This window comes from Arthrobacter sp. D5-1 (assembly GCF_017357425.1).
GTDB lineage: Bacteria > Actinomycetota > Actinomycetes > Actinomycetales > Micrococcaceae > Arthrobacter.
The window spans coordinates 3,458,140-3,483,521 of record NZ_CP014571.1 but is presented as its reverse complement, the minus strand read 5'-3'; the positions used below and the strand labels follow the sequence as shown (position 1 = coordinate 3,483,521).

26 protein-coding genes and 1 pseudogene are annotated in these 25,382 nt (G+C 63.1%); 12 read left to right on the top strand and 15 right to left on the bottom strand.

The genetic code is table 11. The features are described from left to right. Window positions 1–7 precede the first annotated feature (7 nt). The gene (locus AYX22_RS16060) at window positions 8–967 is read left to right on the top strand and encodes an aldo/keto reductase (protein ID WP_242703356.1); all 960 of its coding nucleotides are present in this window, start codon (window positions 8–10) and stop codon (window positions 965–967) included. A 103-nt stretch (window positions 968–1,070) separates the two neighbouring features. Here the strand turns inward: AYX22_RS16060 and AYX22_RS16055 are convergent, their stop codons facing one another. The 4 genes from AYX22_RS16055 to AYX22_RS16040 all read right to left on the bottom strand — a co-directional run bounded on the left by AYX22_RS16055 (window position 1,071) and on the right by AYX22_RS16040 (window position 4,904). After that, the gene (locus AYX22_RS16055; RefSeq protein ID WP_207594277.1) at window positions 1,071–2,003 is read right to left on the bottom strand and encodes a TauD/TfdA family dioxygenase; all 933 of its coding nucleotides are present in this window, start codon (window positions 2,001–2,003) and stop codon (window positions 1,071–1,073) included. A gap of 68 nt (window positions 2,004–2,071) precedes the next feature. Then, on the bottom strand, window positions 2,072–2,986 hold the full coding sequence (locus AYX22_RS16050; RefSeq protein WP_207594276.1) for an ABC transporter permease: 915 nt from the start codon (window positions 2,984–2,986) through the stop codon (window positions 2,072–2,074). After that, on the bottom strand, window positions 2,986–3,876 hold the full coding sequence (locus AYX22_RS16045) for an ABC transporter ATP-binding protein (protein ID WP_207594275.1): 891 nt from the start codon (window positions 3,874–3,876) through the stop codon (window positions 2,986–2,988). The genes AYX22_RS16050 and AYX22_RS16045 overlap by 1 nt, the downstream gene beginning before the upstream one ends. Before the next feature lie 2 nt (window positions 3,877–3,878). Beyond that, complete coding sequence (locus AYX22_RS16040; protein ID WP_207594274.1) at window positions 3,879–4,904, bottom strand: ABC transporter substrate-binding protein; 1,026 nt, start codon at window positions 4,902–4,904, stop codon at window positions 3,879–3,881. Window positions 4,905–5,281: 377 nt separating this feature from the next. On the opposite strand from AYX22_RS16040, the gene AYX22_RS16035 reads away from it, so the two are divergent. From AYX22_RS16035 to AYX22_RS16005, 7 genes are read left to right on the top strand one after another with little or no spacing between them, the layout of a single operon-like run. Then, entirely contained in the window at window positions 5,282–6,145 is an 864-nt protein-coding gene (locus tag AYX22_RS16035; protein ID WP_207594273.1) for a CoA ester lyase, read from the top strand. A 2-nt stretch (window positions 6,146–6,147) separates the two neighbouring features. Further along, a complete protein-coding gene (locus AYX22_RS16030) occupies window positions 6,148–7,065 on the top strand; it encodes a DUF2797 domain-containing protein (protein ID WP_207594272.1) in 918 nt (305 codons plus the stop codon). Between the two features lie 29 nt (window positions 7,066–7,094). Further along, complete coding sequence (locus AYX22_RS16025) at window positions 7,095–7,319, top strand: DUF3188 domain-containing protein (protein WP_207594271.1); 225 nt, start codon at window positions 7,095–7,097, stop codon at window positions 7,317–7,319. Between the two features lie 41 nt (window positions 7,320–7,360). After that, window positions 7,361–7,810, top strand: coding sequence for a MaoC family dehydratase N-terminal domain-containing protein (locus AYX22_RS16020; protein ID WP_089595838.1), 450 nt, complete (start codon window positions 7,361–7,363; stop codon window positions 7,808–7,810). Between the two features lie 2 nt (window positions 7,811–7,812). Then, window positions 7,813–8,250, top strand: coding sequence for a MaoC family dehydratase (locus AYX22_RS16015; RefSeq protein WP_207594270.1), 438 nt, complete (start codon window positions 7,813–7,815; stop codon window positions 8,248–8,250). A 41-nt stretch (window positions 8,251–8,291) separates the two neighbouring features. Further along, window positions 8,292–9,584 (top strand): MFS transporter, encoded by a 1,293-nt coding sequence (locus AYX22_RS16010; RefSeq protein WP_207594269.1) that lies wholly within the window; start codon window positions 8,292–8,294, stop codon window positions 9,582–9,584. Window positions 9,585–9,593: 9 nt separating this feature from the next. Further along, the gene (locus tag AYX22_RS16005) at window positions 9,594–10,661 is read left to right on the top strand and encodes a UDP-N-acetylmuramate dehydrogenase (protein ID WP_207594268.1); all 1,068 of its coding nucleotides are present in this window, start codon (window positions 9,594–9,596) and stop codon (window positions 10,659–10,661) included. A 94-nt stretch (window positions 10,662–10,755) separates the two neighbouring features. Here the strand turns inward: AYX22_RS16005 and AYX22_RS16000 are convergent, their stop codons facing one another. Continuing rightward, on the bottom strand, window positions 10,756–11,235 hold the full coding sequence (locus tag AYX22_RS16000) for a hypothetical protein (protein ID WP_207594267.1): 480 nt from the start codon (window positions 11,233–11,235) through the stop codon (window positions 10,756–10,758). A gap of 85 nt (window positions 11,236–11,320) precedes the next feature. Here AYX22_RS16000 and AYX22_RS15995 point away from each other — a divergent pair, with 85 nt between their 5' ends. Continuing rightward, complete coding sequence (locus AYX22_RS15995; protein WP_207594266.1) at window positions 11,321–12,454, top strand: winged helix DNA-binding domain-containing protein; 1,134 nt, start codon at window positions 11,321–11,323, stop codon at window positions 12,452–12,454. Window positions 12,455–12,566: 112 nt separating this feature from the next. On the opposite strand, the gene asd is transcribed toward AYX22_RS15995, so the two are convergent. The 10 genes and pseudogenes from asd to AYX22_RS15945 form a co-directional block, all read right to left on the bottom strand. Continuing rightward, window positions 12,567–13,709, bottom strand: coding sequence for an aspartate-semialdehyde dehydrogenase (gene asd, locus AYX22_RS15990; protein WP_207594265.1), 1,143 nt, complete (start codon window positions 13,707–13,709; stop codon window positions 12,567–12,569). A 107-nt stretch (window positions 13,710–13,816) separates the two neighbouring features. After that, the gene (locus AYX22_RS15985; RefSeq protein WP_207597615.1) at window positions 13,817–14,038 is read right to left on the bottom strand and encodes an NF038396 family protein; all 222 of its coding nucleotides are present in this window, start codon (window positions 14,036–14,038) and stop codon (window positions 13,817–13,819) included. 20 nt (window positions 14,039–14,058) lie between these two features. Beyond that, a complete protein-coding gene (locus AYX22_RS15980; protein WP_207594264.1) occupies window positions 14,059–14,658 on the bottom strand; it encodes a dihydrofolate reductase in 600 nt (199 codons plus the stop codon). After that, window positions 14,655–15,458, bottom strand: a complete 804-nt coding sequence (locus tag AYX22_RS15975; RefSeq protein ID WP_207594263.1) for a thymidylate synthase — start codon at window positions 15,456–15,458, stop codon at window positions 14,655–14,657. Before AYX22_RS15975 ends, AYX22_RS15980 begins: the two co-directional genes overlap by 4 nt. Beyond that, window positions 15,455–15,847, bottom strand: a complete 393-nt coding sequence (locus tag AYX22_RS15970; protein ID WP_207594262.1) for a GntR family transcriptional regulator — start codon at window positions 15,845–15,847, stop codon at window positions 15,455–15,457. Before AYX22_RS15970 ends, AYX22_RS15975 begins: the two co-directional genes overlap by 4 nt. Further along, entirely contained in the window at window positions 15,844–17,520 is a 1,677-nt protein-coding gene (locus AYX22_RS15965; protein ID WP_207594261.1) for a hypothetical protein, read from the bottom strand. Before AYX22_RS15965 ends, AYX22_RS15970 begins: the two co-directional genes overlap by 4 nt. A 69-nt stretch (window positions 17,521–17,589) precedes the next feature. After that, a pseudogene (locus tag AYX22_RS15960) lies at window positions 17,590–18,644 on the bottom strand (NUDIX hydrolase). A 9-nt stretch (window positions 18,645–18,653) separates the two neighbouring features. Beyond that, entirely contained in the window at window positions 18,654–20,903 is a 2,250-nt protein-coding gene (locus AYX22_RS15955) for an RNA degradosome polyphosphate kinase (RefSeq protein WP_207594260.1), read from the bottom strand. A 103-nt stretch (window positions 20,904–21,006) separates the two neighbouring features. After that, window positions 21,007–21,993 carry a mycothiol synthase gene (mshD, locus tag AYX22_RS15950; RefSeq protein WP_207597614.1) on the bottom strand — a complete coding sequence of 329 codons (987 nt, stop codon included), beginning with the start codon at window positions 21,991–21,993 and terminating at the stop codon, window positions 21,007–21,009. A gap of 155 nt (window positions 21,994–22,148) precedes the next feature. Next, the gene (locus AYX22_RS15945; protein WP_018776718.1) at window positions 22,149–22,847 is read right to left on the bottom strand and encodes a response regulator transcription factor; all 699 of its coding nucleotides are present in this window, start codon (window positions 22,845–22,847) and stop codon (window positions 22,149–22,151) included. 260 nt (window positions 22,848–23,107) lie between these two features. Here AYX22_RS15945 and AYX22_RS15940 point away from each other — a divergent pair, with 260 nt between their 5' ends. The 3 genes from AYX22_RS15940 to AYX22_RS15930 all read left to right on the top strand — a co-directional run bounded on the left by AYX22_RS15940 (window position 23,108) and on the right by AYX22_RS15930 (window position 25,382). Continuing rightward, on the top strand, window positions 23,108–23,842 hold the full coding sequence (locus AYX22_RS15940) for a permease (RefSeq protein WP_207594259.1): 735 nt from the start codon (window positions 23,108–23,110) through the stop codon (window positions 23,840–23,842). Between the two features lie 166 nt (window positions 23,843–24,008). Then, window positions 24,009–24,608: an FABP family protein gene (locus tag AYX22_RS15935; RefSeq protein WP_207594258.1), complete on the top strand. Its 600-nt coding sequence runs from the start codon at window positions 24,009–24,011 to the stop codon at window positions 24,606–24,608. Between the two features lie 51 nt (window positions 24,609–24,659). Beyond that, window positions 24,660–25,382: a flavodoxin family protein gene (locus tag AYX22_RS15930; protein WP_207594257.1), complete on the top strand. Its 723-nt coding sequence runs from the start codon at window positions 24,660–24,662 to the stop codon at window positions 25,380–25,382.

Here is a 25,382-nt window from a genome sequence, read left to right as displayed (position 1 = left end):
GGAAGTTATGACGAATGCGAACGGGCGGGGACGCCTCGTCTATGGCTGCATGGGACTCGGTGGCCCGTGGGACGGAACGTCCTATGGCGCAGCTGAGATCGATCAGGCCGCCGCGGTGGTCGACGCCGCCGTGGGCATCGGGATTGAGCTTTTCGATCATGCTGACATTTACCGCAACGGAAAGTCCGAGGCCGTCTTCGGTGAAGTCCTTGCCCGTTCGCGGGGCCTGCGTGAAAAGATCCAGCTGCAAACCAAGTGCGGTATCAGGCTGGGGGAGCGTGGGTTGGCGACGCATTACGACCTCAGCCGGGAAGCGATCCTCGAACGGGTCAACGGGAGCCTGAAGCGGCTTCAGACCGACTATGTAGACGTGCTGCTGCTGCACCGCCCCGATCCGCTGATGGACCCGCGTGAGGTGGCGGCCGCCGTCGGAGAGTTGACGGCGGAAGGCAAGGTGCGGCAACTGGGTGTGTCCAACATGTCCGGAGCCCAGATCGCGTTCCTTCAGGACCAGTTGGAGACGCCCCTTGTGGCGGACCAATTGGAAATGAGCCTGCTTCGCCGGGACTGGCTGGAGTGCGGTGTGCTGGTCAACCATGCGGAGGGGGTGGGGTACAGCTTTCCGCACGGGACCCTGGAACACTGCATGAGACACGGGATTGAACTGCAGGCCTATGGGTCCCTGGCGCAAGGGCGTTACACCGGAGCGAAGCCTGAGGAGCTCTCACCGGCCGAGTTGGCAGTAGCGGAGATGCTGGAACAGATGGCAGGGGAGAAGAACACTACGCCGGAATCAGTGTTGCTGGGTTGGCTGATGAAGCACCCGGCCAGGATTTCTCCGGTAGTGGGAACCACCCATCCCGCCCGGATTGCGGCATGCGCCGACGCGGCAGTTGTCGCGGAGGAGATGACCCGTGCCCAGTGGTATGGACTGTGGGTGGCGGCCCGGGGAAACAACATCCCCTAAACCCGTTTTAACCCAACTGAGTCGCAGTTGTGCGCGTTATGAGGCCTCAAAACGCGCTGTACTGCGACTCAGTTGGGTGGGAACAGCAACACATGGAGTGCGCCTACGGTGTGTGGCTGATCGGGGCCACTACCGAGTAGGTGCTTGAGTCACCCTGGATGGCCTGGCTGGGCTTTCCGTCGATGCTGACGGGAATGTCGCCGGCAATGGTGACGCGGTTGAGCTTGCGCGGCTGGCCATCGTAGTTGTCCGGGGCGTAGTGCTGGGTGATGCGGTTGTCGAACAGGACTACCTGGTTTGGCTCCCAGTTCACCCGGACCACGTTCTCCGGACGCGTCACGTACGCCTGCAGCAGACGGATGATGTCCTTGGACTCGGTGTTGGACAAGCCCACGATCCTCAGCCGCTGCGCGAAGCCCCCAATGAACAATCCGCGCTCGCCGGTCAAAGGGTGCACCCGTACAACGGGGTGGGCGGTCTCGAACTTCAAGCGGGTGAACTCCTTGCGACGCTCTTCCGCATTGGAGTGCTCAAGGTTCTTGGGTACCGAGTAGTCGTAGTCATTGGTGTGGATGGCCCACAGGTTGTCCGCGAACGTGCGCAGCTCCTCCGGGAGATCCTGGTAGGCGCCGGCCGAGGACGCGATCAACGTCTCGCCACCGTAAGCCGGAAGGTCGATGCTGCGCAGCGTGGACGCCTGAGGCGGGTTGACCACAAACGTGACGTCCGTGTGCCAGTTGTTGGCAGAGCCGTTCTCGCTGTCGACGGGAAGGACGTTCTCTTCACCATCTACGGAAGCAACCGTGGGGTGCGCCTTGGTCAGTGGTCCAAAGTGCGAAGCGAACCTCACCTGGGCTTCGTCGGTGAGGATGTTGGCCTCGCGGAAAACCAACGCCTTGTGCTCGTTGAGGGCTGCCCTGATCTGGGCCACGGTGTCCTCGCTGAGATCTCCGCTGATGTCCAGCCCGCGGATTTCGGCGCCGATGCGGGAGCCCAGCTTGGCGAATTCGAGTTTGGTTTCGGTAATGACGGTCATGATCTGTTTCCTTACTGGTTGTGGTTGATTCTGTGGTGATGGGTTGCGGCGGGTACCGCGTGGGTGGGTCAGGAAGCGTCGGCACCAACAGCGGTGCGCCAGCGGGAGAAGTGCCGTTCAAGGGCTACCAGGAGGAAGTTCACGCCGAGCCCCAACAAGGACACCGTAAGAATGCCGGCGTACATGTCCGGGATCAGGAAGCTGCTCTGCGCGTTCACGATCAGATAACCCAGGCCGGCTTTGGCTCCCACCATTTCCGCGGCGATCAGCACCAGGATTGATGCGGTGCCGGCCATGCGGATACCCGTGAAAATGGTGGGCACGGCGGACGGGAGAATGACTTTCTGGAAGAGCCGGAAGCTGTTGAGCCCCAACGAGCGCGCCGCCCTGATCAGCAGCGGGTCCACGGTCTTCACTCCGGCAATGGTGTTGAGGAGGACCGGGAAGAACGCAGCGTAAGCAACGATGCTGATCTTCGATTCCTCGCCAATACCCAGCAGCAGCGTAAACACGGGCAGCAAGGCCAGCGCGGCAGTGTTGCGGAACAACTCCAGCAGGGGGTTCAGGACCGAGTTCAACCGCCCGTACCAGGCGATGAGCAATCCCAGCGAGACACCTGCCACCAGTGCGGCGCCGAAGCCTGTCACGGACCGGGTGAGGCTGGCAGCAATGTGGCCTTGGATGGTGCCGGCCTCGAACAGCTTGCCCCACGCCAGGAGTACTTCGTGCAGCGGTGGCAGGAACACCCTTGTGGAGGGGCTGGCCAAGTACGTCGGCCCGAGCTCCCACAGTGCCAGGAACGCCAGGATGGCCGTGGACTTCCAGAGAACTGAACCGGCCGCGGCGGCGACCCGTCGCACTTTGCCGGCTGCCGGCGTCGTGCCTTTTGCAGCATCCTGCGGTGAACGCTCGACGGCGGCAGCTGGGTTTGTCGCGGTGCCCGCCGTGGGCGCGGCTTCTGTATGAATGAGCGTGGTGGTCATCAGGCCGCGCTCCTTTCCTTGGTGATGGTTGCGGGTTCGTCCGGTGCGCTGCCGTCCGGCAGGATCTTGCGGTGGCCGGCGTCCTGGGCGCGGCGGACTTCATCGTGCAGGAGCGTCCAGACCTGGTGTCGGTGCTCCACAAAGGCGGGATGGGAGCGGATGTCCCCGTCGCCGTCGCGGTCGGGAATATTGATGTCCACGATTTCCTTGAGCCGGCCCGGGCGCGCGCTCAGGACGGCGACGCGCTCGCCGAGGTATACGGCCTCGTCAATGCCGTGGGTGATGAAGACGATGGTCTTGCCCGTGGCTTTCCAGATCCTGAGGAGTTCATCCTGCAACTGCTCACGGGTCTGGGCGTCCAAAGCGGCGAACGGCTCGTCCATCAGCAAGACGTCCGGCTCGTAAGCCAGGCTCCGGGCGATGGCCACGCGCTGCTTCATGCCGCCGGAGAGCTCATGCGGATAGCGGTCCTCGAAACCCGCCAAGCCTACAAGTGCCAGGTATTCGCTGGCCTTCACTGCCCGCTCGCGGCGGTTCAGCTTCCTGCCGTCCGGGCCCACTCCTTCAAGTCCAATGGAGACGTTGGCCGACGCTGTCCGCCAAGGGAACAACGCGTACTGCTGGAACACCACGGCGCGGTCCTTGCCCGGACCGGTGACGGCCTTGCCATCCACCAGGACTTCACCGGACGTCGGCGTCGAGAGTCCGGCCAGCAAGTCCAGCAGCGTGGTCTTGCCCGAACCACTGGGGCCTACCAAGGTGAGGAACTCGCCGTCCCGGACATCCAAGCTGAGGGAATCGATGGCGGTGAGCCGGGTGGCGCTGGTTGTCTTGGTGGCCCGGACCGTGAATTCCTTGGTGACGTTCCGCAGGCTGATTTTCGCGGTCATGGCTATCCCTTCTTCGCGGCGAGCTCGTTGAACTCGTTCGTGTAGTACTTGGACGGCGTGAGCTTGTCCTTGACGATTCCCGATGCGTTGAGCCAGTCCTCCCAGCGGGTGAAGTCCTCGTCCTTGATCACCCCTGCGTCCGGGACCCCGGGGCTCTTCCAGAATTTCAGGTTGGCGGTGCTCTCATTGCGTCCGCGGCCATCGATGATCTTGGTGAAGCGGGCAATGACCTCGTCGCGAGGGGTTTCGGCAGCCCACTTGATCGCTTTGGCAACACCTGTGGTGAAGGTGCGGGTCGTGTTCGGGTTCTTCGCGATGAAGTCGTTCCGGAGCACGATCTGTCCGCCTGCGAAGGTACCGAACAGTTCCACGTCGCTGAACAGCGAGCGCAGTCCGCCGGCTTCGATGGCCCTGTCCTGCAGGACGCCGCCAAGCGTTCCGGCGTCCACCTGTCCACGACGAATCGCTTCTTCGGTGTCGTTCGGTGCCAGCGGGACCAACTGGACCTGCTTGATCTCGTCCTGGCTGAGGCCGTTCTTGGTCAGCCAGGTGTTGATGACGGCTTCGTGATGGGCGCCCAGCGTGTTGACGGCGATCTTCTTGCCGATCAGGTCACGCGGTTCCTTGATGGTGCTGTCGGCCTTCACGTAATAGCCGCTGAAGGTCTTCTCGTCGGAGCCGTAGTAGTTGGTCACGCCTTTGACTGGCGCGCCGGCTTCAATGAGTTTGACCACCGCTCCGGAGAACGCGCCGCCGAAGTCGGTCTGGTTGGTTGCCGCAGACTGGATGTCCTGCGGACCACTGGTTGTGTTGCCAACCCAGTTCAGCTTCAGGTCGCCCAGATATCCGAGGTCTGCAGCCAGTTCAGGGAAAGTCACGTTGTTCGCCGAGCCCTGGTACCGGAGTTCCTTGACCTCGGTGCCTGCCTGGTTGGCTTGACCGGCTTCGGCAGCGCCGCCGCAGCCGCTCACCGTCAGCGCTAGTACGACGGCGGCCGCGACGCTCAGCAGGGGCAGATGCAGTTTCATGGGAGCTACTTTCGATGAGTGGTGATGTGTTGGGTGGGCCGGCTTAAGCGGGAGCTTGGAAGCTGTGCAACGGCTTGGGAACGATGAAAGCCCATTTCGACGGCGGCTGGGAAGTGCCGGGGTAACGCCTGGAAACGCTGCGAAACAGCCCGACACGCGACGAAATCCTGGGCAATTCCCGGCAACGGCGCGACACAAGTCGCCGCGTTGAGCCTCATGAACAACAGCGACTGGCGGGCCTGGCATGACTGGCGCGTACCGCCGTCGGACCTTCATACTGTTGGACCCCACAGTCATATGGGGTTTAGTTCGTATTGATCCTCACAACCGGCCGTATTTCTTCGCCCTGTGAGCCGCCGGGCGGATACGGTAGATACATGACGTCTAGCATCGCCGCCGAGTCCATTCGGCCTACCCGCAACATTCCCGCTGATATCGCCCGTTCCTGGCTCCTTGTGAACGCCATGAAAACGGAGCTCTTTGACGAATCTGCGGGTTCACGGGCAGACGCCATCATCCTGGATATCGAAGACGCCGTGGATCCTTCCCAGAAGGACCAAGCACGCGAGAACGTCGTTAACTGGCTGACCGCCGGTGGCCAGGCGTGGGTCCGCATCAATGACGCCACCAGCCCGTTCTGGGCCGACGACCTCGCCGGTCTCCGCGGCACCCCTGGTCTGCTGGGCGTGATGCTGGCCAAGACCGAATCCGCTGACCAGGTCACCGAGTCCTACCACCGCATGGACGGCAAGACTCCCGTGGTCGCGCTGGTTGAGTCCGCCCTCGGCATCGAGGAAGCCAACCATATTGCCCGTGCCCAGGGTGCCTTCCGCCTTGCTTTTGGCTCCGGCGATTTCCGCCGCGACACCGGCATGGCGGCTACCCCGGAAGCCATGGCCTACCCGCGCGCCAAACTGGTTGTCGCCAGCCGCGTGGGTAACCTGCCGGGCCCCATCGACGGCCCTACCGTCGGCACCAACCACCCCATCCTGCGCGAGCAGACCGGCATCACCGTGACCATGGGCATGACCGGCAAGCTGTGCCTGGCCATCGATCAGACCACCGTGATCAATGAGGTCATCAGCCCCACGCCGTCCGACGTCGCCTGGGCCACCGACTTCATGAACGACTTCGAAGCCAACGGCCGCGTCATCCGCGACGGTTCGGACCTCCCGCGTTTGGGCCGCGCCGAGAAGATCATGAAGCTTGCCGTGGCCTTCGGAGTCCAGCCTTCCCTGTAAGCATGCTGGTTCACGGAGTCGTTTGGGACTCCACTTCGCCTGCATTGAGGTTGTTCGCGCCGGACGGGGAGTTCAGTGATATTGCGTTGGGCCGGGGCTCAGCCCTGGGCCTGCGCGTTATCCCCGGTCTGTGGTGCCTGGGCCATACCAAGGTCCACGGTCCGGGGGACCGCACGCATGTTCCCTGCCGCAGCAGTGCCCCGGCGGAGCGCGGCAAACAATGTGGGGCCTGCTTTGCCCGCGATGATTCCCGGCTCATGCACGACTTTCATCGCGGCACCTCCGTTCCCACCGGCCTGCGGGCCTATCTGATGCAGCCACACTGGCTCTACGTGGCAACTTTTGCGAACGGTGCCACCAAAGTGGGCACGGCCTCTGCGCAGCGCAAATGGAACAGGCTGGCCGAGCAGGGGGCCGTGCACGCTTCCTACGTGGCCCATGCCGAGGATGGCCGTGTTGTTCGCATTCTCGAGGACATGGTCACCCGCGAGCTCGGCCTCGTCCAACAAGTCCGTTCGGCCTCCAAGGTGGCAGGCCTCGTGGAGCCGCGTGCCGGCGTCGAACTCTTGGCGTTGAACCGTCAGCACGCCGGGCGGGTGCGCGGGATGCTGGGCGGGCTCGGGATGACCGGCTGTTCCGTTGTGGAGGAAGAGTGGGACCGGCCCGCGCTGGCGGACCGGCTTTGTGATGGCGCCGGCGAAGGGCGTCGCCACCCTTACCCGGTAACGTTCGACTCCGGCGGGCACGGTCTGCGGGTCCACGCACTGTCCGGGGCCATCGCCTTGGCAGGTCTTCCAGACGCGTCGGGGGCAGAGGTGGAGGGCAGCTTTGTGGCAGACCTGGGCGCGCTGAAGGGCCGCAAGATCGAGTTCGGCCAGCACCTCACAGAAATCCCGGCGCTGCAGGACTCCCTTTTCTAGTCCCACGCACGCCCCGGTAGACTTGGACGGTGCTAGACGAATTCTGGGCCAACGCCTCCACTTCCTACAAAGTCCTGGTTTTCAGTGCCATGGGGCTCATTGCTGTGGGACTCATCCTGTCCATTGTGGGAAACACTTCGGGCAACCAGGGCCTCGCCATGGCATCGTTGCCGGTCATTGGTGTGGGGCTGCTCCTCCATGTGGGCGGGCTCGTGGTCCGGGGCCAGAAAATCCGGAAGGGCTACAAGAAATAAACGGCACCACTCCGTACCCCGCGGCCCGATAGGGTTGGACCATGAGTATCAATCCGGACCTGCAGGGCCGAAGCTACCCTGCCGCAGAGGTATATGACGTCGGCCGCGAAAAGATCCGCGAGTTTGCCAAGGCTGTGAAAGCCAACAACCCCGCACATTTCGATGTGGAAGCCGCCAAGGCCTTGGGGCACAGCGACCTCGTAGCGCCGCCAACATTTGCCATCATCGTTGCCCAGCGTGCTGATGCCCAGCTGGTGGAGGACCCGGAATCGGGGATCGACTTCTCCCGGGTGGTCCACGCTGACCAGCGGTTCACGCACCACCGGGCCATCGTTGCAGGTGACCAGTTGGTAGCCGAACTTCATGTGGACGGCGTCCGTGCCATGGGCGGGGGAGCCATGATCACCACCCGCTCCGAGATTTCCACCGTGGCAGGCGAAAAAGTCGCCACCACCACCTCATCCATCCTGGTCCGCGGAGAGGGACAGTAACCATGAGCCCCACATTCGAAGAACTGACGGTCGGCCAGGAAATCGGCACCCGCAGCATCGAGGTCACCCGCCAGGACCTGGTCAAGTACGCAGGTGCCTCCGGGGACTTCAACCCCATCCACTGGAATGAAGCGTTCGCCACCTCCGTTGAGCTGCCGGGTGTCATTGCGCACGGCATGTTCACCATGGGTGCCGCCGTGCAGTTGGTGACCGACTGGGCAGGCGACCCCGCCGCCGTCGTCGATTACCAGACCCGCTTCACCAAGCCGGTGCTGGTCACCGATACAACAGGAACCGATGAGGCCGGCGCCGTCATCGACGTCACCGGTGTAGTGGGAGCGCTCGACGCCGATGCCCGCACCGCCCGCGTTGACCTCACCGTTGTGGCAGCAGGACTGAAGGTCCTCATGAAATCGCAGGCGGTCGTGAAGGTCTCTTGAACCCACTGAAGGCTTCTCCGCGACGGGCCACCCCGACTGAAATGTCGCGGTGGCGCGCCGCTGTTCTTGCTTCCTACGCGGCCAGCGGCATCGCTTTTGCCACCTGGGTGTCCCGCCTGCCCGCCATCCGCGACGGACTGGACCTCACGCCGGGCGGCATTGGCCTTCTGCTGATGTGCATGACCGTGGCCTCCTTCATTTCCATCTCGGCCTCGGGACTGATCGTGCTCAGGCTGGGGCCGAAACTCACTACGAGGATCGGCAGTTGCATGGTGGGCGCCGGCTTGGTCACCGTGGGATTCGGCGCTTCCGTCGCGGCGAGTCCGCTGGTGGTGGCAACGGGCCTGGTGGTGCTCGGTCTGGGCACGGCGAGTTGGAACACCGCCTCCAATGTTGAGGGAGCTGCGCTGGAACGCGCCTTGGACCGGCACATCATGCCGCACCTTCATGGGGCATTCAGTCTCGGCACGGTAGCTGCCGCCGGTTTTGGCGCCTGGGCTGCTGCGGTGCACATGCCGGTCTTCTGGCACTTCCTGATCTCAGGCGTCGTAGTTACTACGTCCGTAGTGACTGCCGGCTTCTGGTTCCGTGCGGAAAAGACAGCTTCTGCTACACACACGTACCGGCCCGATGAAACGGACACTTTCCAGGACCCCTCCACCGGTCCACTGCCCATCATCACAGGGTCCCCGGAGACGCAGCCCAAACCAGGCAAGGCCGCTGCCCCACTCGACAACAAGCGGCTCGTGGCCCTTGCCTGGCGCGACCGTCGAACCCTCCTGATCGGTGTCCTGGTCCTCGGGCTGGCACTGGCCGAGGGAGCTGCGGGGGACTGGGTGGCGCTGGCGCTTGCCGACGGCCACGGGCAGTCCGATGCCGCGGGTGCAGTGGGTTATGGCCTGTTCGTCACCTTCATGACCATCGGCCGATTCGCCGGCACGTCCATCCTCGACCGGTTTGGACGTGTGGTGGTGATGCGCTGGTGCTCAGCGACCGCCGTCGTGGGTCTTGCGCTCTTTGTCTTTTCGCCGGTTCCGTGGCTGGCCTTCGTTGCATTGGCTATCTGGGGCCTTGGCGCATCGCTCGGTTTCCCGGTGGGGATGTCAGCCGCCGCCGATGACCCCGTCCACGCCGCTGCACGGGTTTCGGTAGTCTCCACCATCGGCTACGGGGCTTTCCTTTGCGGGCCGCCACTGTTGGGCCTGTTGGCCGAACACTTCGGCATCCTGCACTCTTTGTTGGCGCCCTTGGTGCTCCTGGTGGTCAGTTTCTTCCTGGCCCCGCTCTCCGGGCAGCAGAAGGCCAAGTCCGTCCAGCCCAACGAAGCCCGTTAGGCTTAATGGGTGACCCAAACACTGCTTTCCGAACTGACCACTGCCGCCGTCGGCGGCCCCGCGGGCAACTACGTTGAGGCCCGTACTGAGGCAGAGATTATCGACGCCGTCCGTTCGGCTGACGCTGCGGGCCAGAAACTCCTGATTATCGGAGGCGGGTCCAACCTTCTGATCTCGGACGAAGGCTACCCGGGGACTGTGCTGAAGATCGCCTCCCAGGGCTTCACCGTGAACTCCGAGGACAGCTGTGGCGGTGTGTCGGTGGTGGTACAGGCCGGACACAATTGGGATGCGCTGGTGGAACACTCCGTCCTGCACGCCTGGTCCGGGCTGGAAGCGCTCTCCGGAATTCCCGGTGCCACAGGAGCTACGCCCGTGCAAAATGTGGGCGCCTACGGCTCAGACGTTTCACAAACGATCGCCGCCGTGCGGACCTGGGATCGTGAACGCAACGCAGTTCAGACCTTTACCAATTCCGAGCTCAAATTCGGGTACCGCGACTCCATCCTGAAACAGACCACGGTTGAGGGCTCGCCCCGGTACGTGGTGCTGACAGTGGAGTTTCAGTTGCCGCTGGGACGGATGAGCGCCCCCATCCGTTACGCCGAGTTGGCCCGGGTGCTGGGCGTGGAGGCAGGCAAGCGCGCCTACTCCAACGATGTCCGGAGGGAAGTCCTCCGGCTCCGCGCTTCCAAGGGCATGGTCCTGGATGCAAAAGACCGGGACACGTACTCCACAGGTTCCTTCTTCACCAACCCGATCGTGGAGGCAGAACGCGCTGCAGAGTTGCCGGAGAACGCGCCAAAGTATCCCGCGGGCGACGACGGACTCATCAAGCTTTCCGCTGCCTGGTTGATCGACCACGCCGGGTTCGGCAAGGGCTTTGGGCTGGAGGAATCGAGTGTCTCAGGCGGCAGGGCATCCCTGTCCACCAAACACACCCTCGCCATCACCAACCGGGGGACAGCATCGGCCGCGGATATGGTGGCCATCGCGCGCGAGGTGAGGGCCGGCGTCGTCGAACGTTATGGCATTGAACTGCACCCGGAACCGCTGCTGATCGGCCTTTCGTTCTAAGGCAAGTACAGCTCGCGAGGGGTGAGCTCTCGGGGGTATCCGGAGGGTCTTTCGGTCGAGATCCAGCTCCTCGGCGTAGCGCCGGGACGGAAACCTAGCGTGTTCGCCGCTCGGCAATCGGCAGGATCTTGTTGAGCAACAGGAATGTCAGCCCACAACTGACCGAGCCCAGCAGGAAGATCTGGCTGAACGCGATACTCTGCGGCGATGGCCCGCTGGGCATGTACAGGCTTGCAGCGGCGAAGCCCACCAAGCCCAGGAGCATGACGATGGCTCCAACGAGGAAGCTGCGGACCTGTGCTGCGGCCGCCGGGTAGAACCAGGGTTCAGGAGCGTCGTCGTTGCGGTCGGAAACGGGCTGGCTTGCCGCGGCGGTTCCGATGAGGAGCGCGGCGGCGGCGGTTGCTACGAGGCTGGCTGTCTGGATGGCCCGCATTGACGGGGAGAGGCTGACGCCCGTTCCCACGGCAACGATCAGCCCGGCGCCAAGTCCCACCAGAGTGCAGAACCAGCCGGCGGTAGCCAACCACCGGCTCATCGGCCGCACAAACGGGGCAAGATCTCCAAAAAGCATGAATCCATCCTAGGATCCGCTGCTGGGTGAGGGCTGGGAGGCGCGGCAAGGTTCCCTGTGCATGCCGGCCCTTTTAGGATGAAGCATGCCTGCAGCCCCAAAGAATCCCAGTCCGCGCGTCATGGGCCGTTTGCGGCTCGCAAGCCAAGGCCTGTTGGCTGGGGGCTTTCCCTCGGTTGCTGATGCGGTTCGTTGGATGACGGCGATGCAGGCCCAGGACCTTGGCCACGCGCTGTGGGCCGTGGGGCAGCGCGTGCCCGGCACCCGGGCCTCGGACGTCAGGGCTGCCCTCGACGCCGGGACCGTGGTCCGTTCCTGGCCCATGCGCGGGACGTTGCACCTCCTGGCCCCCGAGGATCTCCGGTGGATTTTGGGCATCACCAGTGACCGCCTCATGTCCACTGTGGCCGGCCGGCACCGTGAACTCGGCATTACCCAGGACGACATCAGCCATTGCCGGGACATCGCGGTTAAAACCACGGAGGTGCTGAAGGCAACGGAGGGCGCACACGGCGCGACCCGGGAGCAGCTGTTCCACGCGTTTGAGGAAGCCGGCCAGACCACCACAGCACAGCGCGGGATCCACTTGCTGGGGAGCTTGTGCCAGCGCGCTTGGCTGGTGCAGGGGCCGATGGCGGCATCCAGCGGAAAGGCTGGGGTGCAGCAACTGTTTGTGCCATTTGAGGAGTGGATACCTGAGTCCCGGGACCTTGGCCGTGAGGAGGGCATCGCGGAGCTGCTGTTCCGCTACCTCAGGAGCCACGGCCCGGCCACCATCAAGGATTTTTCGTGGTGGAGCCAAGTGCCGCTCACTGAGGCGCGTGCGGCTCTTACTACATTGCATGACCGGCTGGTTGAGGTGCCGCTGGACGGCACCAGTTATTGGTTGTCGCCTGAGACGGCGGCAATGATCGACGACGGCGTCCCCGGCTCACGCTCGTTGCTGGCTCTTCCCGGCTTCGATGAGTACCTGCTCGGTTACCAGGATCGGAGCCTGGTACTCGCGCCCGAGTACGCCGAACGGGTAGTGCCGGGCAAGAACGGGGTTTTCAAGCGCATCATCGTCTCCGGCGGGGAAGTGGTGGGAACGTGGGCCAGAACCGTGAGCGGGAAGTCTGTAGGCGTGGTGCCGGAGCCGTTCGCGGGGGAGTTGGGGACAGCCGCTGGCCGTGCCTTCGAGGCTCAGGGGAGGGCGTACCTGAAGTTCATGGCCGGCTGAAGGATGTTGGCCGATCCCGCCGGCTGAACACACCCTACGACGCGGAAAACCCGCTGTTCCGTTGCTGGGCAGCAGCGGAACAGCGGGTTGTCAACAAACCGGTGCGTGAAGCCTAGAGCTTGCCCGTCACGATGTTGAGCATGCGGCGCAGCGGCTCGGCTGCACCCCATAGGAGCTGGTCGCCCACGGTGAAGGCGCTGATGTATTCCGGACCCATTTCAAGCTTCCGGATACGGCCCACGGGAATGTCCAGCGTGCCGGATGCTGCCACGGGGGTCAGGTCCGCCATGGAGGCTTCCTTGGTGTTGGGAACAACCTTGGCCCACTCGTTGTCCTTGGCCAGGAGGTTCTCGATTTCGGTTACGGACAGGTCTTCGCGCAGCTTGAGCGTGAGGGCCTGGGAGTGTGAACGCATGGCGCCGATGCGGATGCACAGACCGTCCATGGCGATGTGGTCCTTGCCGGCGGTGCCGTTTCCGGTGCCGAGGATCTTGTTGGTCTCTACTCCGGCTTTCCATTCTTCCTTGGACTGGCCGTTGCCGAGGTCGGCATCGATCCAGGGAATCAGGGACCCTGCCAGCGGTACGCCGAACTGGGTGGCGTCAACGCCGGTGCGCTGTGCGGCGAGGACCTTGTGGTCGATTTCGAGGATGGCCGACGCAGGATCATCCAGTTCGCTGCGGACTTCATTATTGAGCGTGCCGAACTGGTTGAGGAGTTCACGCATGTGGCGTGCACCGCCTCCGGAGGCGGCCTGGTAGGTCATGGAGGTGCCCCATTCGACCAGGTTGTTCTTGAACAGGCCTCCGAGGCCCATAAGCATGCAGGAAACCGTGCAGTTGCCGCCGATGAAGTCCTTCACGCCCCCGGACAGGCCGGCGTCGATGACGTCACGGTTGATGGGGTCCAGCACGATGATGGAATCGTCATTCATGCGCAAGGTGGAAGCGGCGTCGATCCAGAGGCCGTCCCAGCCACGGCTGCGGAGTTCGCCGTGGACCTGCTTGGTGTAGTCGCCGCCCTGGGCGGTGACAATAATCGGCAGCTTGGCCAGCGTCTCGATGTCAAACGCATCCTCGAGCTTGCCGGCCCCATCTGCGAAGGACGGGGCGGCACCTCCTGCGTTCGAGGTGGAGAAAAATACCGGGTTGATGTTGGCGAAGTCGTTTTCGTCCTGCATGCGCTGCATCAGGACGGAGCCGACCATGCCACGCCAACCGACCAGTCCAACGGACGGATTAGCTGCTGTAGTCATTCACCCAGTCTAAACTTTCGGGGCGCAGAGCCGCTGTTGGTTACGTCACCACCGGAACGTACGACGACGCCACTCGCCACAGCGGCCCGCACGCCGACCGCACGGGCTTAGCTGCCGGCGTCGGGCTCCCGCAGCAGGACGGCCTTGCGCTTGCGCAGGGCGAAGAAGGCACCAAAAGTGAATACCTGCGTGACAACGATCAGCACAATGATTCCGGCAATCCGGTTGCCGCCCAGGATCATGGTCAATCCCACGATGGCGGAAATCAGGGCGAAGAGTGGCAGGAGCATGTAGCCCAGCACGAACAGGGTTTCAGGTTTCTTCAGTATTGCCTGCATATCCTGGGCTCCTAGCTTTCGGTCCGGCGCCACGTGGTGAACCGGTAGTTTGTGCCGTTGTTGGCGGTGAGCCAGCCCTCGGGCGGCGCCACGGTGTCGAAGGTCCAGTCGGGGCCAAGCTCTGGAGCGTAGGTGTCGCCCTCCAGATCCGCATCGATGATGGTGATGACCGCCAGGTTGGCGATGCCCATGGACTGCTCAAAGATCTCGCCGCCGCCAATGATCCACACTTTTTGGCCGCCTGGAGCGAATTGCGATTCCAGCAGGGCGGCGTCAAGGGATGAAACCACGACGGCGCCCTCGGCTTCGGGCGTTGAAGCCCACTCAGCGTTACGGGTCACCACGATGTTGGTGCGGCCCGGGAGCGGGCGGTACTTTTCCGGGAACGACAACCAGGTCTTGCGGCCCATGATGACGGGGTGGCCCGAGGTGAGTTTGCTGAAGTGCTTCAGGTCTTCAGGCAAGTGCCATGGCATGGAGCCGTCCTTGCCGATCACGCCGGACTTGGTCTGGGCCCATACCAGGCCGATACCCGTCATGCGGGCCGCGGTTTCCTGGGTGAAGACGACGCCGGGCAGCGGGGAAGGAGTCTCGGAAGAAGGGGTGCTCATACCGCGATCGGCGCCTTGATAGTGGGGTGGTGGCGGTAGTCCACAACCTCAAAGTCGTCCAGGGTGTAGTCGAAGATCGAGTCCGGCTTCCGGAGGATCTTGAGCTGCGGATATTCGAAGGGCTCACGGCTGAGCTGCTCGGCAACCTGGTCCACGTGGTTGTCGTAGACGTGGACGTCACCGCCGGTCCAGACGAATTCGCCCGGTTCCAGGTCCAGTTGCTGCGCCACCATCCGGGTCAGCAGCGCGTAGGAGGCAATGTTGAACGGCACTCCCAGGAATGTGTCCGCTGAGCGTTGATACAGCTGGCAGGACAGTTTGCCGTCCGCCACGTAGAACTGGAAAAACGCGTGGCAGGGCGGCAGGGCCATGTCCTTGAGCTCGGAAACGTTCCACGCGGACACGATGTGGCGGCGGGAGTCCGGGTTGGCGGCAAGGTTGGTCATGAGCTCGGACATCTGGTCAATGTGCCCGCCGTCGGGGGTTGGCCAGCTGCGCCACTGCACCCCGTACACCGGGCCGAGTTCGCCATCAGCGTCAGCCCACTCATCCCAGATGGAGACGCCTTGGTCCTGCATCCACTTCACGTTCGAGTCACCGCGCAGGAACCAGAGAAGTTCCACGGCAACGGACTTGAAGTGGACCCGCTTGGTGGTGATGAGCGGGAAGCTCCCGGCGAGATCGAACCTCAGTTGACGGCCAAAAACGCTGCGCGTTCCGGTTCCGGTGCGGTCCGACTTGTGCGTGCCGTTCGCCATGACGTCACGCAGAAGGTCTTCATAAGGGGTGGGGATGCTCACGAGTCCAGCTTACTTGCCAGCCGGCCTCTCACCAGATCTATGAGAGTGTCGTCACGAATGCCTGCGTCGCGAGCCGTCCGGATCAAACCGTCGACGGCGGCCATCACCGCAGCGTCAGCCCGGACCGTGCCGTGGGGCGCCGGTGGCGGGCCGACAACGACAGTCCCGTTGCGCCGTCGTGATTCAATCAGTCCGGCCTGCTCAAGCTCCTTATAGGCGCGCGCCACGGTGCCCACCGCGATGCCGAGGTCGGAGGCCAGGCTGCGGACTGTGGGCAAGCGACTCCCGGGCTCCAGGACTCCCACTGCGATCAGGGAGCTGAGTTGCCGGCGGATCTGCTCGTACGGAGGAACAGGATCCGAAAGGTCCACCGTGATCCCTGCGGTCATTGTGCGTGTTCTCCCTGTTTTGCGACCCGTCCCCGTGGAATGGTGCGGAACAGGCTCCGCACTGGTGTCACGGAGACAAGGACCGCGATGACGGCGAGCGCTATGCCAATGATGGGGAGTGGGCTGGGACCGATCGGATCCGGGCTTGCAGCGGAGGGGAATACGTCATACCAAAGGTTGCCGGTACCGATCAGCAGCGCGGACGCTTGCCCCAGGCAGTACGCGGCCAGCGTCCTTACTATTCGATACATGCTGATGGCCCTCAACGCCGCGTCCAGTCCAGCGCCGCTTTCGCCTTCCGGGATGCCACGACGGCGGCGCACGGCAAGGATGGCTGCGGCGCCGGCCAGCGCCACCAGTATGGTGACGAGAACGGCGGCAGGCCAGGTCTTGGGACCAAACGGGCGCACTTCACCGGCCACGGCGAATGCGATCGCCACACCCAGTACCAGGGCGCTGCCAATGGCAAACGAGAGCAGACCCCGGGAGACGGGTTGCCGAGGCCAGTGGTTTGGAGCGTCGGATGTTCCGTAGTTCCGGGCGATCAGGAGATCGCCTGCTGCGATGGCTGCCAGGAGGAGTAAGGCCACTGTTCCCGTCAGCAAAGGAAATGCCCACGGTGCAGTTGTTTGCGCAGGCAACAGGATCACTGCGTAGCCGGCCACCAGGGCAAGCCCGCCCACGACCCCCAGTACCGCACCGATGGAGATGCTGAGCCGGGCTGCCCGGTGGGTACGGGGATCAGCGCGAAGCGTAGCGGCACTGGCGGTCTTGGCCGCCTTGAGCAGCGACGGCAGTTCAGGAACCCGCCACCACCACATCATCAGGAGCACCACCATGTTGAACAGGCCAAGGGCGTTGAACCAGGACGACTGCCATATGGCGCCGGGGGCCGGTTGGGCCGCAAAGTTTCCAGCGATGGCTGCCAGCCCTGCGGCGATGGTCGCGACCGTCCGGAGCAAGCGGTTGGTGGCGATGATGCGGAGGACCCGGTTATCGTCGCTGTCGAGTGTTTCCAGCTGACGGCGGCGGGCGATGAGGAGGAGTATCAACCACGTTCCGACGGCAAGAAGCAACAGCGCTCCGCCCAGCCAGATGGCCAGTTCCACACCGGGGATCCTGCCTTCTTGTCCCTGCCCTATGTAGCCGTTGGGCGGTGTCTGGTCCGGGGGACTGGAAAGGTCCGGGGGAGTCGGGAGCACCGGGATGTGCTCAGGCAGCGCAGCCACCCAGGCGATGACCACGGCTGCGTAGGCGAAGATCGAGGCGGTGGTCCACGCGAGTTTGCGGGGGAGGAAGTCCCTGATCCTGCGGACGGTCAGTTCTGCGTACCTTCTGGGTGCCTTGGGCGCGGGGTAGCTCAGTTGACCCAACGCATGGACGGCGAGGCAGGCGAGAATGGGCCAGCCGAGTGCGCCGGCGATCTGCTCGGGAGTGGAAGGTGCGCTTGCCCCGACGGGATTGACGCGAAGGATCCCCGCGTTCATGGCTCCTTGCAGGGAACTGGCCATCCACCCGATGATTCCCACCCATAGTCCATGCGAGGCAACGGATTGGGCATCGGGCTTGGACCACACCTGCAGGCGAAGGAAAAGATAAACGATCACGGCGCCGACTGCAGGCCCAAGGAAAAGCAAAGGCGGCAGGTTTACATACACGGACAAGACCCCCATGTCTTTTGTATCAATGTACTAAGTATTTGATACAAAAGACCGGGGGTCAAGCTCCGGAACCGTGTGGTCCTAGTCGTCGAAAGGCTTGACCTGTTCCACGGAAACAATCTTCCTCTCAGATCCACGCGCCACCTGGCAGACAATCACTTCGCCTGGTGTCAGGTATGGGTCTGATTCCGGCAGGAGGGCTTTCAAGCCGTGCGACATGTGTTGTCCCAGCTGTTTCAAGGCAGTAGGAAGCGCAGGGCGGTGAGTGCAGACGGCGATCGGAACCTGTTTGTCGAACAAAGCCTCCACCGCTGCAGCAGTCTTCTTGGGGGAGCGGTGGTGGCTGTGCTCCGTGAGTGCCTCCACCAGTTTCACCTTGGCCCCGCTGGCTTTGGCATAAGGGGCGATCGTGGCAACACACCGTGCCCAAGGGCTGGTGACCACCCGCTGCGGCTTCCAAACCTCCAGGAGGCGTTGAACGGCAACTGCCTGCCGCTGGCCCGTCGCTGCCAACGGACGGTCGCCCTCAGCCTTGGTCCAGGAGGACCGGGGCTTGGCCTTGGCATGGCGGATCAGCACCAGTGGCCAGGTGTCCAGCTCACCGCGGATGTGCGCTTTTTCGAGGTATTCGAGCGGCTCCGTATCGGTGGGGTTGCTCAGGAATGCGGCCGCCCTGTCAGGGCTGCACCACATGACGCTGTCCACTTCCTTGCCGTCGGGCCTGAGCTGGGCTCCGTTGACCCGGACAGCCCAGTAGCGGACCACCTTCAAACCCGCAGACACATGGTAGTGAATGGCGGGAAGCGGTATGCCCAAGGGAGCCTGGAGGCCAATCTCTTCCCACACTTCACGTGCTGCGCACTCAGGGACTGTTTCGCCGGCGTCGAGCTTTCCTTTAGGCCAGGAGCCTGGAGGCCAATCTCTTCCCACACTTCACGTGCTGCGCACTCAGGGACTGTTTCGCCGGCGTCGAGCTTTCCTTTAGGCCAGGACCAATCGTCGTACCGAGGCCGGTGGATGAGGAGAACCTCAAGGGCACCCTTGTTGATCCGCCACGGAATGGCACCGGCTGCTACAACAGCCACCGACTCGCCGGGGTGGTCAGTCTGATCCGCCACGGGGGTATCGCTGTTCAAGTGGTTCCTCTACCGCCGTGCCGATGCCCGCTGGCGCGAACGGGAGGCCAGGAGCCAGGATTGCATGTCCAGCAATGGCTTGCCGTCCTGGTCCAAGTGGTGCCTGGTCCAGTGTCCGTGATCGTCCAGGTGCCAGCTGGCAGTCCCGTCATCAACATAGCGACGCAGCAGGTCCATGACGGTAGCTGTATCTTCCTTGCTGGCCAGCTGCACCAGCGCCTCTACGCGGCGGTCCAGGTTGCGGTGCATCATGTCGGCGGAGCCGATGTACACCACGGGATCGCCACCGTTGCCAAAAGCAAAGACGCGTGAGTGTTCAAGGAAGCGACCCAGGACGGAACGGACCCTGATGTTCTCGCTGAGTCCCGGCACGCCAGGGCGCAGGGAGCAGATGCCGCGCACCACGACGTCAACCTTCACACCGGCCTGTGAGGCCCGGTAGAGGGCATCGATGATGGCTTCGTCCACCATCGAGTTGACCTTGATCTGTACCAATCCGGGCACGCCGGCCTGGGCGTTGCGGATTTCGGTTTCAATCCTGTCCATCAAGCCGGCCCGCACGGACCGCGGCGCAACGAGCAACCTTTTGAACGTGGACTTCGGCGCGTAGCCGGAGAGCTGGTTGAACAGTTTGGACAAGTCCTCGCCCACTTGTTCATTGGCCGTCAGAAGGCCAAGGTCTTCGTAGTAGCGGGCCGTGCGGGGGTGGTAGTTGCCGGTGCCGATGTGGCAGTAGCGGCGGAGGCCGTCCACTTCCTGTCGAACCACCAGGGACAACTTGCAATGGGTTTTCAGGCCCACGATGCCGTACACCACGTGAACGCCCGCCTGTTCCAGCTTGCGCGCCCACGATATGTTGGCCTGCTCATCAAAGCGGGCTTTGATTTCAACAAGGGCCAGGACTTGTTTACCTGCCTCGGCGGCATCGATGAGGGCGTCAACGATGGGGGAGTCACCAGACGTCCGGTAAAGGGTCTGTTTGATGGCCTGCACCTTGGGATCCGCGGCCGCTTGTTCCAGGAAAGCCTGGACCGAGGTGGAGAACGAGTCGTAGGGGTGGTGGAGCAGGATGTCCCTGCGGCGCATCGCGGCGAAGACATTGGCGGCCTTCGAGGTCTCGGACTCGTTAAGGTAGCGGGAAGTGTGCGGGACATGCTTGGGGTAGTGCAGATCCGCGCGGTCAATGGCGCTGATGGCTGACAGTCCGCGGAGATCCAACGGTGCGGGAACGGAGTAGACCTCGGACTCTTCAACCCCGAGTTCACGGATCAGCAGGGCCTTGATGTTCGGGTTGATGTCCGTGGTGACTTCCAGCCGTACCGGCGGGCCGAAGCGGCGACGCAGCAGTTCCTTCTCCAAGGCCTGCAGGAGGTTCTCGGCGTCGTCCTCTTCAACTTCCAGGTCCTCATTGCGGGTGACACGGAAGGTGTGGTGCTCCAGGACTTCCATGCCGGGGAAAAGCTTATCCAGGTGGACGGCAATGACCTCTTCGAGCGCGATGAACCGGGCTACGCGGCCCGGAATGGCGCCTGCACGCGGTCCGTCCACGGAAATGAGGCGGGGAAGCTGGTCCGGTACCTTGACGCGTGCGAAAAGCTCTTTGTCGCTGATCGGGTTGCTGACGATCACGGCAAGGTTGAGGGAGAGGCCGGAGATGTAGGGGAAGGGGTGCGCTGGGTCCACAGCAAGCGGTGTCAGGATGGGGAAGACCTTCTCCTGGAACATGATGCTGATCCGGTGGCGGGCATCCTCATCCAGTTCATGCCAGTGCATGATGTGGATGTGCTCGTAAGCCAGTGCAGGTCGGATCTGCTCAGCGAAGACCCTTGCGTGACGCTCCTGAAGCCTGTGGGCCTCTTCACTGATCTGTTCCAGCACCTCAATGGGGCTCAGCCCGGCCGGGGAGGGCACAGCCAGGCCCGTGGCGATACGCCTCTTGAGGCCGGCAACGCGGACCATGAAGAACTCGTCCAGGTTCGAGGCAAAAATCGACAGGAAACTGACACGTTCCAGCAGGAAAAGTTCAGGATCTTCGGCGAGTTCCAGCACACGGGAGTTGAAGGCCAGCCAGCTCAGCTCGCGGTCCAGGAAACGGTCCGGAGAGATGTCGCCTTCCGGCTCCAGGCTCGGTGCGAATTCCGGAATATCGATGCGGTCCTGGGTGGCACGCGAGGCCGGCACTTCCGAAGATCCGAAGCGTGGGGGCAAGGTTGCACCCTTCGAGGTGGATCCGGCGGTGCCGACGGGGTCCGGCTGCATGGGGTTCTCCTAAGCTCAGGACGGGGTTTCCTCCCACATTACAAGCAATTGGGCTGCCCGAATCATAGATGTCACCGGCATTCCGTCCGGCAATCACGCCGGGTTAATTTTTGGTTAAAGGTCCATACATCACATCGGTGTCCCAGCGAACGAAACCGAGTTTCTGATATAGGGCTACCGCTGCCTGGTTGTCGGCGTCCACGTACAGCATGACTGCATGCAGTCCTTTTTCCTGGAGGTGCTTGATTCCAGCGACCGTCAGGGCCTTGCCCAGCCCCAGCCCTTGCGCCGCTGGAGTAACGCCCACCACATACACCTCGCCGATGGCCGGGTGCGGACCCTGCCGGGGATGGACTTTGGTCCAGTGGAAACCCAGGAGCTCCCCGTCGGTGTTGACGGCCAAGAGGAACCCTGCGGGATCGAACCAGTCCTCAGCCTTCCGGGCTTCGAGGTCCGCCAGGGTCATCGATCCCTGCTCAGGGTGGTGGGAGAACGCAGCGCGGTTGGCTGCCAGCCACGCTTGCTCATCCTGGCCTGGAACGAAGGCGCGGAGAGAGACCCCGTCCGGGAGGCCGGCGTCGGGCAGTGCAGACGCAGAGGACATGAGCCGCATCTTCCACAGCTCACGGACCGGTCCGTATCCGAAACGGGTGGCGAGCTCGGCGGCGGCCTCGTGGTTCCCATGCGACCATGCGCTGAGTCCGTCGAGGCTCCGCTTGTCCTGCAGGGCGCCCAGCAGCCTTCCGGCCACACCCTGGTTGCGATAGCTCGGGTGGACGGCCAGCTCCAGCACGCCGCTTGAGTCGGGCGCCAAAACGACGACGGCGATTCCCGCCAGGTCTTCAGCCGTGGCCGGATCGGAATCTTCGTCCGGTGCGTAAAGGGCCAAGGACAAGACCGAGTGGTCTCCGGAATCGACGCCCCGCAGCATCACCAGCGTCTGCTCCGAAAAAGGCGGGTTCCCGTCGGACTCCCCGGCTGCGGCGGCGAGGGTCTTGACGTCCCTGAGGAGATCGGGGTCCAAGGCGCCGGCGATGATCAGGACGGGCCAGTTTTCCGGGTGCGCGTGACTTGAGGCACAGTAAGTCAGCTTCTTAAGCCAGCGCAGGGGGGATCCACCAGTGGGGTGGCCTCGATACGTTCGACCCGTATGTCCTCCACCAAGAAGATGAAAGAGGCCGGAATCCGCAGGGATTCCGGCCTCTTTTATGTGTCGTCAGGTTTTGGGGATCGTGCCGGGGCCGCTCAGGCCTCCGAGAGTTCGTCATCCGGGAGTCGCACCAGCGTGAGCCGGTAGCCCACGTTGCGGACCGTGCTGATCAGGTTCTCGTGATCCACTCCGAGCTTGGCGCGGAGCCGCCGGATGTGGACGTCCACGGTGCGGGTGCCTCCGTAGTAGTCATAGCCCCAGACCTCGGTCAGCAGTTGTTGGCGCGTGAATACCCGTCCCGGGTGCTGCGCCAGGTACTTCAGGAGTTCAAATTCCTTGAACGTCAGGTTCAGGGGCTGGCCGCTGACCCGGGCGGTATAACTCGCTTCGTCAATCACGACGCCGGCAGCACGGATCTCCGTCTGGGTTTCCTCTTCGCCGGGAACCGCCCTTGCCATGGCGAGGCGGATACGGGCTTCCACCTCGGCCGGTCCGGCGGAGTCCAGCACAATGTCATCCACTGCCCAGGCCGAGGAGACGGCAGCCATGCCGCCCTCCGTGAGGATGAGCATGAGTGGAGCGCTGAGCCCGGTGGCTTTCAGCAGTTGGGTCAAGGAGCGGGCCCCCACCAGATCCTTGCGGGCATCAAGGAAAACGATGTCCGTGGGATCGGTTTCAAGCAGGGCCGTGGGTTCTGCCGGGAGAATGTGTACGCGGTGGTTCAGCAACTCCAAGGCAGGCAAAATGTCCACCGATGAGCCGGTGCTGTTCGTCAGGAGCAGGATGTGCGACATAGTTCCTCCAATGGGCTGTACGCGCATCATCGGGCGTCGAAACCGGAGATTCCCGGCCGGTCACAGCGCATTGGCAGCCTCTGCCCGTTGTAACGGGATCAAGGCCAATACAGTGCACCGTTGAAGTCTGAGTATACCCATCAGTGCCCTGCGACACATGGATTCGTGACGGGCGGACACCGGAATTACGACATATTGGGCCGGCATAAGGCAGGATTGTCGAGAGGTCGTAAGGCGCATCGGATTGAGGTCGGCACACAGTGAAGTCTTGGAGCATCGGGGTATTTGGACTCGTGGCGCTCACAGCCATCGTGGCCAGCACCTTCGTTTCCCGGGAAGCCATGGTGGGCGTCGGCATTGCTGCCTCCGCGGCCGTGGGGATTGGCTGGCCGCATTTCCTTGGTGTCCCTGCCAAGAAAACGCTGGCGGCGGTGATCGGGTTGGCCGGTGCGGGATCGGCAGTGACCGCAGCCTACCTTCCGGCTCCTGGATTCCTGGAAGGGACGCCGGCCTTCATTGCCGTAGGCGTGATGGCGGTCTTCGTTGTCCAGCTTGTCCGCGGAACGGGGCAGGCGCAGCGCCTGGAATCAACACTCGGATGCTGTGCCGGCGTGCTCTTGAATTGCCTGGGCGCAGGGTGGATTGCCGGCGCACGGTTCAACGGAGTGAAGGAAATGGTCCTGGTGGCCGGCCTGAGCGCGGCAGTGGCCCTGATGGTGGGAATCATCCGGTGGCCTGACCGTATCGTGGCTCCGCTGGGTGTCGTCATGGCCGGACTCATGGGTCCCCTCGCCGGTCTTGTATTCTCTGATATTGCAGTACTTCCCGCGGCGTTGGTTGGCGTGGTGGTTGGCTCCGTCCTCGTGTCCTTCCGGCGGATGACCACCCTTCGGCGCGGCCGCCTGAACATTCCGGCAGCCGTGGGAATGGGAGTTGCCCCCGTCTGGGCCGTGGGGGCCTTGGTGTACTTCATAGACAAACTACTCATCTACTAACGGTTAGGATGGCATCATGTCTGTACTCGCATTTGAAATCTTCTTCCTCGTCCTCCTTGGCCTGGCCAGCGTTGCCATGGCATGGTTCGCAGGTTTTGTCGTTTACCGCCTTTTCAAGGGCCAGAAGTAAACTTTCCGGTCCTGCTCTCCAACAGAGGTAGTCGTTGTGCCTATTGAGATCCCTACTGATCTGACGCCTGAACTCGTCCCCCTTTCCTGGCTCATTGGTGAGTGGGAAGGACGCGGCCGACTCGGCAGCGGTGACGAGGATTCCGAGCATTTCGTCCAGCACGTTTCCTTCACCCATAATGGCTTGCCCTACCTGCAGTACAGGGCCGAGACCTGGCTCAGTGACGACGACGGCGCAAAGTTGCGTCCGTTGACTGTCGAAACCGGGTTCTGGGCCTTGGAGCGGAAGCTCCAGGAAGGCGACGGCGGACCCGGCCTGATTCCTGCGGACATCGTCCCGGTTCTCAAGACCGCCGACGATGTGGAAGAGCGCCGCAACAAAGACGGCGGCTTCGACATCTCGGTGTCGATTGCGCACCCCGGTGGCATCACCGAGCTTTACTACGGTCAGATCAAGGGACCCCAGATCCAGCTGAGCACCGACATGGTGATGCGTGGGAGCCACTCCAAGGAATACACCGCAGCCACCCGGATCTTCGGCCTGGTGGACGGGAACCTCCTGTGGCGGTGGGATGTTGCTGCCAGCGGCAAAGCACTCGAAGCCCACGCCTCGGCATTCCTGCACAAGGTGTCCTGACCCGGGGCTTCACCGGACGTTCCAGCAAGCAGCCAGCAGAAGGAGCAGAAAGTGAACACCCACCTCAAGCCCGAAGGCTACGAGGGCCTCAAGGCCGTCTTCTTCAATGGCACGCTGAAGCCTTCACCGCAACCCAGTAACACTGACGGGCTGATCAAGATCAGCCGGGACATCATGGAGAAGCAGGGTGTCACTACCAAGCTTGTCCGGACCGTTGACCATGACATTGCCAGCGGTGTCTATCCCGATATGCGCCAGCATGGCTGGGCAACGGACGAGTGGCCCGGGATCTACCCTGATGTCCGCGAGGCCGACATCGTGGTGGTGGCCGGCCCCATCTGGTTGGGTGACAATTCCTCCCAAACCAAGAAACTCATCGAGCGGCTGTATGCCCACTCCGGCGAGTTGAACAGCAACGGCCAATGGGCGTTTTATCCCAAGGTGGGCGGTTGCCTCATCACGGGCAACGAGGACGGCATCAAGCACTGTTCCATGAATGTGCTGTACAGCCTCCAGCACATCGGCTTCACCATCCCACCCCAGGCGGACGCCGGATGGATCGGTCCCGTGGGTCCCGGTCCCAGCTATCTGGACGAAGGATCGGGTGGTCCTGAGAGTGATTTTACTAACAGGAACACCACGTTCATGACCTGGAACCTGCTGCACATGGCCAAAATCCTCAGGGATGCCGGGGGTATCCCGGCTTACGGCAACCTGCCGGAGGAATGGAAAGCGGGTACCCGGTTCGACTTCGAAAATCCTGAATACCGCTGA